Origin of the sequence: Nocardioides sp. (assembly GCF_036401255.1) — a bacterium.
In the GTDB taxonomy this organism is placed as follows: domain Bacteria; phylum Actinomycetota; class Actinomycetes; order Propionibacteriales; family Nocardioidaceae; genus Nocardioides.
This window is the reverse complement of sequence record NZ_DASWVI010000055.1, coordinates 1-5,970: the sequence shown is the minus strand read 5'-3', so window position 1 is coordinate 5,970 and position 5,970 is coordinate 1. Positions and strand designations below refer to the sequence as shown.

The 5,970-nt window shown below is 72.8% G+C and carries 9 protein-coding genes; 4 read left to right on the top strand and 5 right to left on the bottom strand.

What is annotated here, in order from left to right:
- The 3 genes from VGD85_RS02580 to VGD85_RS02570 all read left to right on the top strand — a co-directional run.
- A partial coding sequence (locus VGD85_RS02580; protein ID WP_331061883.1) for a malic enzyme-like NAD(P)-binding protein occupies nt 1-236 on the top strand: 236 nt, incomplete at its 5' end.
- Between the two features lie 19 nt (nt 237-255).
- Nucleotides 256-1,224 carry a zinc-binding dehydrogenase gene (locus VGD85_RS02575; protein ID WP_331061882.1) on the top strand — a complete coding sequence of 323 codons (969 nt, stop codon included), beginning with the start codon at nt 256-258 and terminating at the stop codon, nt 1,222-1,224.
- Complete coding sequence (locus VGD85_RS02570; protein WP_331061881.1) at nt 1,221-1,898, top strand: SDR family oxidoreductase; 678 nt, start codon at nt 1,221-1,223, stop codon at nt 1,896-1,898. Before VGD85_RS02575 ends, VGD85_RS02570 begins: the two co-directional genes overlap by 4 nt.
- Before the next feature lie 155 nt (nt 1,899-2,053).
- Here VGD85_RS02570 and VGD85_RS02565 read toward each other — a convergent pair whose 3' ends face one another.
- The gene (locus tag VGD85_RS02565) at nt 2,054-2,704 is read right to left on the bottom strand and encodes a TetR family transcriptional regulator (RefSeq protein ID WP_331061880.1); all 651 of its coding nucleotides are present in this window, start codon (nt 2,702-2,704) and stop codon (nt 2,054-2,056) included.
- 59 nt (nt 2,705-2,763) lie between these two features.
- On the opposite strand from VGD85_RS02565, the gene VGD85_RS02560 reads away from it, so the two are divergent.
- The gene (locus tag VGD85_RS02560) at nt 2,764-2,982 is read left to right on the top strand and encodes a hypothetical protein (RefSeq protein ID WP_331061879.1); all 219 of its coding nucleotides are present in this window, start codon (nt 2,764-2,766) and stop codon (nt 2,980-2,982) included.
- Nucleotides 2,983-3,181: 199 nt separating this feature from the next.
- Here VGD85_RS02560 and VGD85_RS02555 read toward each other — a convergent pair whose 3' ends face one another.
- The 4 genes from VGD85_RS02555 to VGD85_RS02540 form a co-directional block, all read right to left on the bottom strand.
- A complete protein-coding gene (locus tag VGD85_RS02555; RefSeq protein ID WP_331061878.1) occupies nt 3,182-3,589 on the bottom strand; it encodes an MmcQ/YjbR family DNA-binding protein in 408 nt (135 codons plus the stop codon).
- A gap of 18 nt (nt 3,590-3,607) precedes the next feature.
- A complete protein-coding gene (locus VGD85_RS02550) occupies nt 3,608-4,249 on the bottom strand; it encodes an acetoacetate decarboxylase family protein (protein ID WP_331061877.1) in 642 nt (213 codons plus the stop codon).
- A 95-nt stretch (nt 4,250-4,344) separates the two neighbouring features.
- Nucleotides 4,345-4,521 (bottom strand): DUF6104 family protein, encoded by a 177-nt coding sequence (locus VGD85_RS02545; protein WP_194288954.1) that lies wholly within the window; start codon nt 4,519-4,521, stop codon nt 4,345-4,347.
- A gap of 2 nt (nt 4,522-4,523) precedes the next feature.
- Nucleotides 4,524-5,970, bottom strand: a 1,447-nt coding sequence (locus VGD85_RS02540) for a thiamine pyrophosphate-dependent enzyme (RefSeq protein ID WP_331061876.1), incomplete at its 5' end; no start/stop codon positions are given.

Below are 5,970 nucleotides of genomic sequence, written 5' to 3'. Positions count from 1 at the left end.
ACCAGATCAACAACGTGCTGGCCTTCCCCGGCATCTTCCGCGGCGCCTTCGACGTGCACGCCACCGCGATCACCGAGGGGATGAAGCTGGCGGCCGCCCAGGCCCTGGCCGACCTCGTCGGCGCCGACCTCGCCGAGGACTGCGTGATCCCCTCGCCGTTCGACCCGCGTGTCGGGCCGGCCGTCTCGGCGGCTGTGGCCGAAGCCGCACGACGCGACGGAGTGGCGCGGGCCTAGGTCCGGGTACGTTCGGGGCATGCTCGCCGTCTACGCCGACCGCTTCTCCGCCGACGACCCGCTCTCCGCCCTGCAGGTGGGGGAGCGCCCGGACCCTGAGGTCCCGGACGGGTGGACCACGGTCACCGTCAAGGCCGCCTCCCTCAACCACCACGACCTGTTCTCCCTGCGCGGCGTCGGCCTGCGCGAGGAGGCGCTGCCGATGATCCTGGGCTGCGACGCCGCGGGCCACGACGAGGACGGCAACGAGGTCGTCGTCCACGCCGTGATCAGCGACCCGTCCTGGACCGGCGACGAGACCCTCGACCCGAGGCGCTCGCTGCTCTCCGAGCGCTACCAGGGCACGTTCGCGGAGCGTGTGGCCGTGCCGCGCCGCAACGTGGTGCCCAAGCCGGCCTCGCTGTCGTTCGAGGAGGCCGCGTGCCTGCCGACCGCCTGGCTCACGGCGTACCGGATGCTGTTCACCCGCGGTGGCCTGCACGCCGGGGAGACCGTGCTCGTGCAGGGCGCCGGCGGGGGCGTCGCGACCGCGGCGATCGTGCTCGGCCGCGCCGCCGGTCTCCGGGTGCTCGTGACCAGCCGCGACGAGGCCAAGCGGGCGCGCGCCCTCGAGCTCGGCGCCCACGAGGCGTTCGAGTCCGGGGCGCGGCTGCCCGTGAAGGTCGACGCGGTCATCGAGACGGTCGGCCGGGCGACCTGGTCCCACTCGATCCGCTCCCTGCGGCCCGGCGGCCGGATCATCACCTCGGGGACGACCTCGGGGCCGAAGCTCGACGACGCGGAGCTCACCCGGATCTTCTTCCTGCAGCTGAGCGTGATCGGGTCGACGATGGGCACCCGCGACGAGCTCGCCGGCCTGGTGGCGATGCTGGACGCGACCGGCGTGCGGCCGCTGATCGACCGGACCCTGCCGATGACCGACGCCCGTGCCGGCTTCGCCGCGATGCTCGAGGGCGAGCAGTTCGGCAAGATCGTCTTCACCCGGTGACCACGCACCTGGTCACCGGGGCCGGCTCGGGCATCGGCGCCGAGCTGACCCGCCGGCTCCACGAGCGCGGCGACGACCTCGTGCTGCTGGCGCGCTCGGAGGACCGGGCCGCCGAGCTGCGCACGGCGTACGCCGGGGCGACGGTCCTGGTCGCGGACCTCGCCTGGCCGGAGTCCGTGGAGGGTCTCGAGCTGCCCCGCGAGCTCGACTCGGTGGTGCACGCGGCCGGCGTGGTCGAGCTCGGGACCGTCGCCGAGCTCTCGGTCGAGGACTGGGCCACGCAGCTGCGTGTCAACCTGGTCGCGCCGGCCGCACTGACCCGGGTCGCGCTGCCGGCGCTGCGCGCCGCCCGCGGCACGGTGGTCTTCGTCAACTCCGGGTCCGGCCTCACCGCCCACGCCGGCTGGTCGGCGTACGCCGCGTCCAAGCACGGGCTGCGGGCGCTGGCCGACGCGCTGCGCGCCGAGGAGGCCGAGCAGGGCGTCCGCGTCAGCTCGGTGTTCCCCGGCCGCACCGCGACGCCGATGCAGGAGAAGGTGCACCGCCACGAGGGCAAGCCGTACGACGCCGGGCAGTGGATCCGGCCGGAGACCGTCGCCGACACGATCGTGCGCCTGATCGACCTGCCCCGGGACGCCACGATCCCGGAGGTCGTCGTCCGCCCGGCCGGCTAGGAGTCTGCTGAACAAGACGGGCGAACGCGAGCGGCGTCCGGTGCGTGCGGTGGCAAGGCGGCCGAGGGACGGCGTGGCGGGTCACTCCGACCGAGGCGAACGCCGCCAACGCTCCACCGGGCGTCGCGTAGCCGCGCGGAGTGTTCATCAGACTCCTAGCGCGCGGGGTCGGAGCGCCAGTTCAGCGCGCCGATCAGCACCATCCGCAGCTGCAGCTGGGCCTGCTCGACCAGCCGCTGCTCGCGCTCCGGGTCGTCGGCCGCCCCGAGGATGGCCTCGGCCGTGGCCACCATCGCGGTGACGATGAGGTTCGAGACGACCGCAAGGTCCCGGGCGGACCAGACGGCGGCCCCGGGCAACCGCGCCAGGTCGGTGGCCAGCTCGTGCTCGAACAGGGCGATCTGGTCGCGGATCGCCCGGCGTACCGCAGGCGGGCCGGCGGCCCGCTCCCGGGCGATGAACGAGAAGTGGGCCCGCTGCTGGTGGACGTGGTCGACGAGGATCCCGATCGAGCGGTCCACGATGTCGGCCAGCGCCGGGTCGCCGCGGCGGATGTCGCGCAGCAGGGTGCGCAGCGACGCGAACGACTCGTCGACCAGGGCGACACCGAGGGCCTCCACGGAGTCGAAGTGCCGGTAGAACGCGGTCGGGACGATCCCGACCTCCTTGGCGACCTGGCGCAGCGAGAGGGCGGCCATCGTGCTCTCCGAGGAGAGGACGAGCGCGGCGTCGAGGATCGCGCGCCGGGTGCGCTCCTTGCGCTCCACGCGCGACATCGGCTCGCGCCCCACCGTCAGTCCGGACACCTCGCCAGGCTAGGGCACGCCCCTTCCGGCGGAGCGCCCGGACGGGTGACACTGGGCGCATGAGCGAGCGGCTGAGCAAGTCCGAGATCCGCAAGGACGCGGTCCAGGGGACCGTCGAGGCCGCCGCGGCCACCGCGGGCCAGGTCGCCACGATCATCACCGGGGCCGTGCGCGACGTCGCGTCGGCGGTCGGGGGCTTCGCCACCGAGGTGTTCGAGATCCGCGACTCCGCCCGCAAGGCGGCCGCGGACAACGCCACGACCGACGACCCCCGTTGACCCGCCGCGACGTCATCCCTTGCGTGGCCCAGGGGCCGCGATCGAGATGACGTCGTGCGGGTGCGAGACTCCACCCGATCGGGTGGGTTCGTGGGCCCGGGCGCCGGGGCACGGAGTGACTGCGCGGCAAGGCCCCGGAGCCACCCTCACGCAGCGGCGGCTCCCGGGGCCGTGCCGCGCCGGACCAGCGGCGCGATCATCACCGCTCGTCGAGCAGGCGGACCAGCTTCTGCGGAGCGCAGCAGCGGTAGCTCTCGGTGACGAGCTCGGCGACCTCGGTCCAGTCGGTGGCGTCCCCGAGGACCAGGCCCACGATCGTCGGCGACCAGGGCGGCTTGTAGAACGGCAGCCCCGCATGGGTCAGCGCCAGCAGCTCGTCGCCGGTCGCACGGAACGTGAGCACGGTCCGCGGCGTGGCGTCACCGGTGATGTCGCGGTAGGCCGACTCGTAGCCCTCCTGGGCGACCATGACGTGGGCGAAGGTCTTCGCCCGCACCCGCCAGCGGACGCCGGTCCACGCGTCCTCCTCGTAGGCGTCCGGGAGCGGCCGTGCGATCGCGCCGAGCCGGCGTACGACCGCCGCCTCCGGTTCCAGACGGCGCGGCATCCTCGCTCTCGACCCCGCTCAGCCGAAGGACATCCGGAAGTCGGCCTGCCGGAACGACGCGAGCTGGCGGGCGCCGCGCAGCCACGCCAGCGGCCCGTCGGAGGCGAAGTCCCACCGGCCGCGGCACGGCAGCACCTTCGAGGAGCCCTGGAGTGTCGCCGTGCGCTCCGCGCCGCCGGCGTCCTCGATGCCGGGTTGCCAGGTGCCGCCCTTGAACGGGAGCCGCACCATCGCCTTCGAGACGTCGGTGAAGGTCGCGCTCGCGATCGGACGGCGGCCGAGCGTGGCCGACCAGTCGGTGGTCGAGAGCGGCCCGCGGCGCACGCTCTCGAGCTCGAAGTCGCACAGTCCCTTGGGGATCGCCCACAGCTCACGGCCGCCGGCGACCGAGGCGGGGGAGTCGACCCAGATGTCGGTGATGCTCACCCGGCGCCCGTGGGCGTCGGTGCTGACCGGCCGGGCGACCAGCAGCTCGGAGTAGGTGAGCGGGCTGCCGGGCTCGTAGCTGACCCACGCGGCCCCGTAGATGCCGGCCGGCCGCAGCTCGTCGATCGCCGATGTCAGGCGGAACAGGGTGAGCCAGAGCTGGCCCACCATCTGCCAGGGTGCCGGCGGGTAGTCGATCGCGTGGGAGGAGTGCTCGGTGGTCTGCTCGGCCATGCCGGCATCCTGCCCCAGGCCACCGACGGACGGAACCCGCACCATCTCGGATCGAGACGGTACGGGTCCGGCCGGCTGGTCCTCGCTGGTCCGCGCTAGTCCTCGGGGTCGTCGAGGCGGGCGAGCCAGGTCGCGAAGCGCTCCACGGCCGTCTCGAACTCCGGGTGGGTGTCGGTGAACTCCTGGAGCCGGTCGGCGAGCCAGGCGAGGGTGACCTCCTCCTCGCCTCGGCGCTTCTCGAGCTCCTCGATGCCGCGATCGGTGAAGTACATCGTCAGCTGAAGGCTCTCTGGATCAGGTCCTTCTGCTCCTCGGTGTGGCGCTTGACCGTGCCGACCGCGGGCGAGGAGGACTCTGGCCGCGAGACCAGCTCGACCTGCGCGTCGACGTCACGCCACACGTTGAGCTGGTAGTGCGGCCACGGGCCCATGTTCGCGGGCTCGTCCTGCACCCACCGCACCGCCTTGAGCTTCGGGAAGCGGGCGATCTCCTCGCGGATCTCGGCCTCGGGCCGGGGGTAGAGCTGCTCGATCCGGGCGATCGCGAAGCGGCCCGCGTCCTCGCGCTTGGCGCGCTCCACCATGAGGTCCCAGGTGACGCGGCCCGAGCACAGCAGCAGCGTGTCGACCTGGTCGGCGTCCGCCTGAGCGTCGGAGATGAACGGCCGGAACGTGCCCTCGGTGAAGTCGCCGGGCTGCGAGGCCGCCTCCTTGCGCTTGAGCATCGACTTCGGCGTGAACACGATCAGCGGCCGGTGCTCCTCGCCGAGCGCGTGCTGACGCAGCAGGTGGAAGTACGACGCGGGCGTCGAGGGCTGCGCCACGACGAACGCCTCGTCGGCGGCCATCGTCAAGAACCGCTCGATCCGCGCGGAGGAGTGGTCGGCGCCCTGGCCCTCGTAGCCGTGGGGGAGCAGGAGCACGACGCCGGACTGCTGGCGCCACTTGCTCTCACCGGAGCTGATGAACTCGTCGATGACCGTCTGGGCGCCGTTGACGAAGTCGCCGAACTGCGCCTCCCACAGCACCAGCGCCTCGGGCCGGGCCACCGAGTAGCCGTACTCGAAGCCGAGCGCGGCGTACTCGGAGAGCAGCGAGTCGTAGATATAGAACTTCGCCTGGTCCTCGGTCAGCGAGGTGAGCGGGGTCCACTCGTCGGCGTTGACCCGGTCGATGATCGTGCCGAACCGGGAGACGAACGTGCCGCGTCGCGAGTCCTGCCCGGCCAGCCGGACCGGGCGGCCCTCCATGAGCAGGGAGCCGAACGCGAGGATCTCGCCGGTGCCCCAGTCGATCGGGCCGTCGGCGATCGCGGCCGCCCGCCGCTGCAGCTGCGGCATCACCTTGGGGTGCACGGTGAAGCCCTCGGGCGGCGTCACGTAGACGTCGGCGATCCGCTTCATCACCTCGGGGCCGATGGCGGTCTTGGCCTCGCCCGCGGGCTTGTCGGGGTAGTCGGGGACGGTGGTCCACTCCGACGGCTGGGTGCTGGCCTCGCGGACCTCGGTGAACACCCGCTCCAGCTGCTGCTGGTAGTCGCGCAGGACCTGCTCGGCCTCCTCGATCGTGATGTCCCCACGACCGATCAGCGACTCGGTGTAGAGCTTGCGCACCGAGCGCTTCTGCTCGATCAGGTCGTACATCAGCGGCTGGGTGTACGACGGGTCGTCGCCCTCGTTGTGACCGCGGCGGCGGTAGCACACCAGGTCGATGACGACGTCC

Bases quoted from the DNA above. Each gene is read 5' to 3' on its own strand.
- VGD85_RS02575 (WP_331061882.1), top strand. From the start codon at position 256: ATGCTCGCCGTCTACGCCGACCGCTTCTCCGCCGACGACCCGCTCTCC.
- VGD85_RS02560 (WP_331061879.1), top strand. From the start codon at position 2,764: ATGAGCGAGCGGCTGAGCAAGTCCGAGATCCGCAAGGACGCGGTCCAG.
- VGD85_RS02555 (WP_331061878.1), bottom strand. From the start codon at position 3,589: ATGCCGCGCCGTCTGGAACCGGAGGCGGCGGTCGTACGCCGGCTCGGC.
- VGD85_RS02550 (WP_331061877.1), bottom strand. From the start codon at position 4,249: ATGGCCGAGCAGACCACCGAGCACTCCTCCCACGCGATCGACTACCCG.
- VGD85_RS02545 (WP_194288954.1), bottom strand. From the start codon at position 4,521: ATGTACTTCACCGATCGCGGCATCGAGGAGCTCGAGAAGCGCCGAGGC.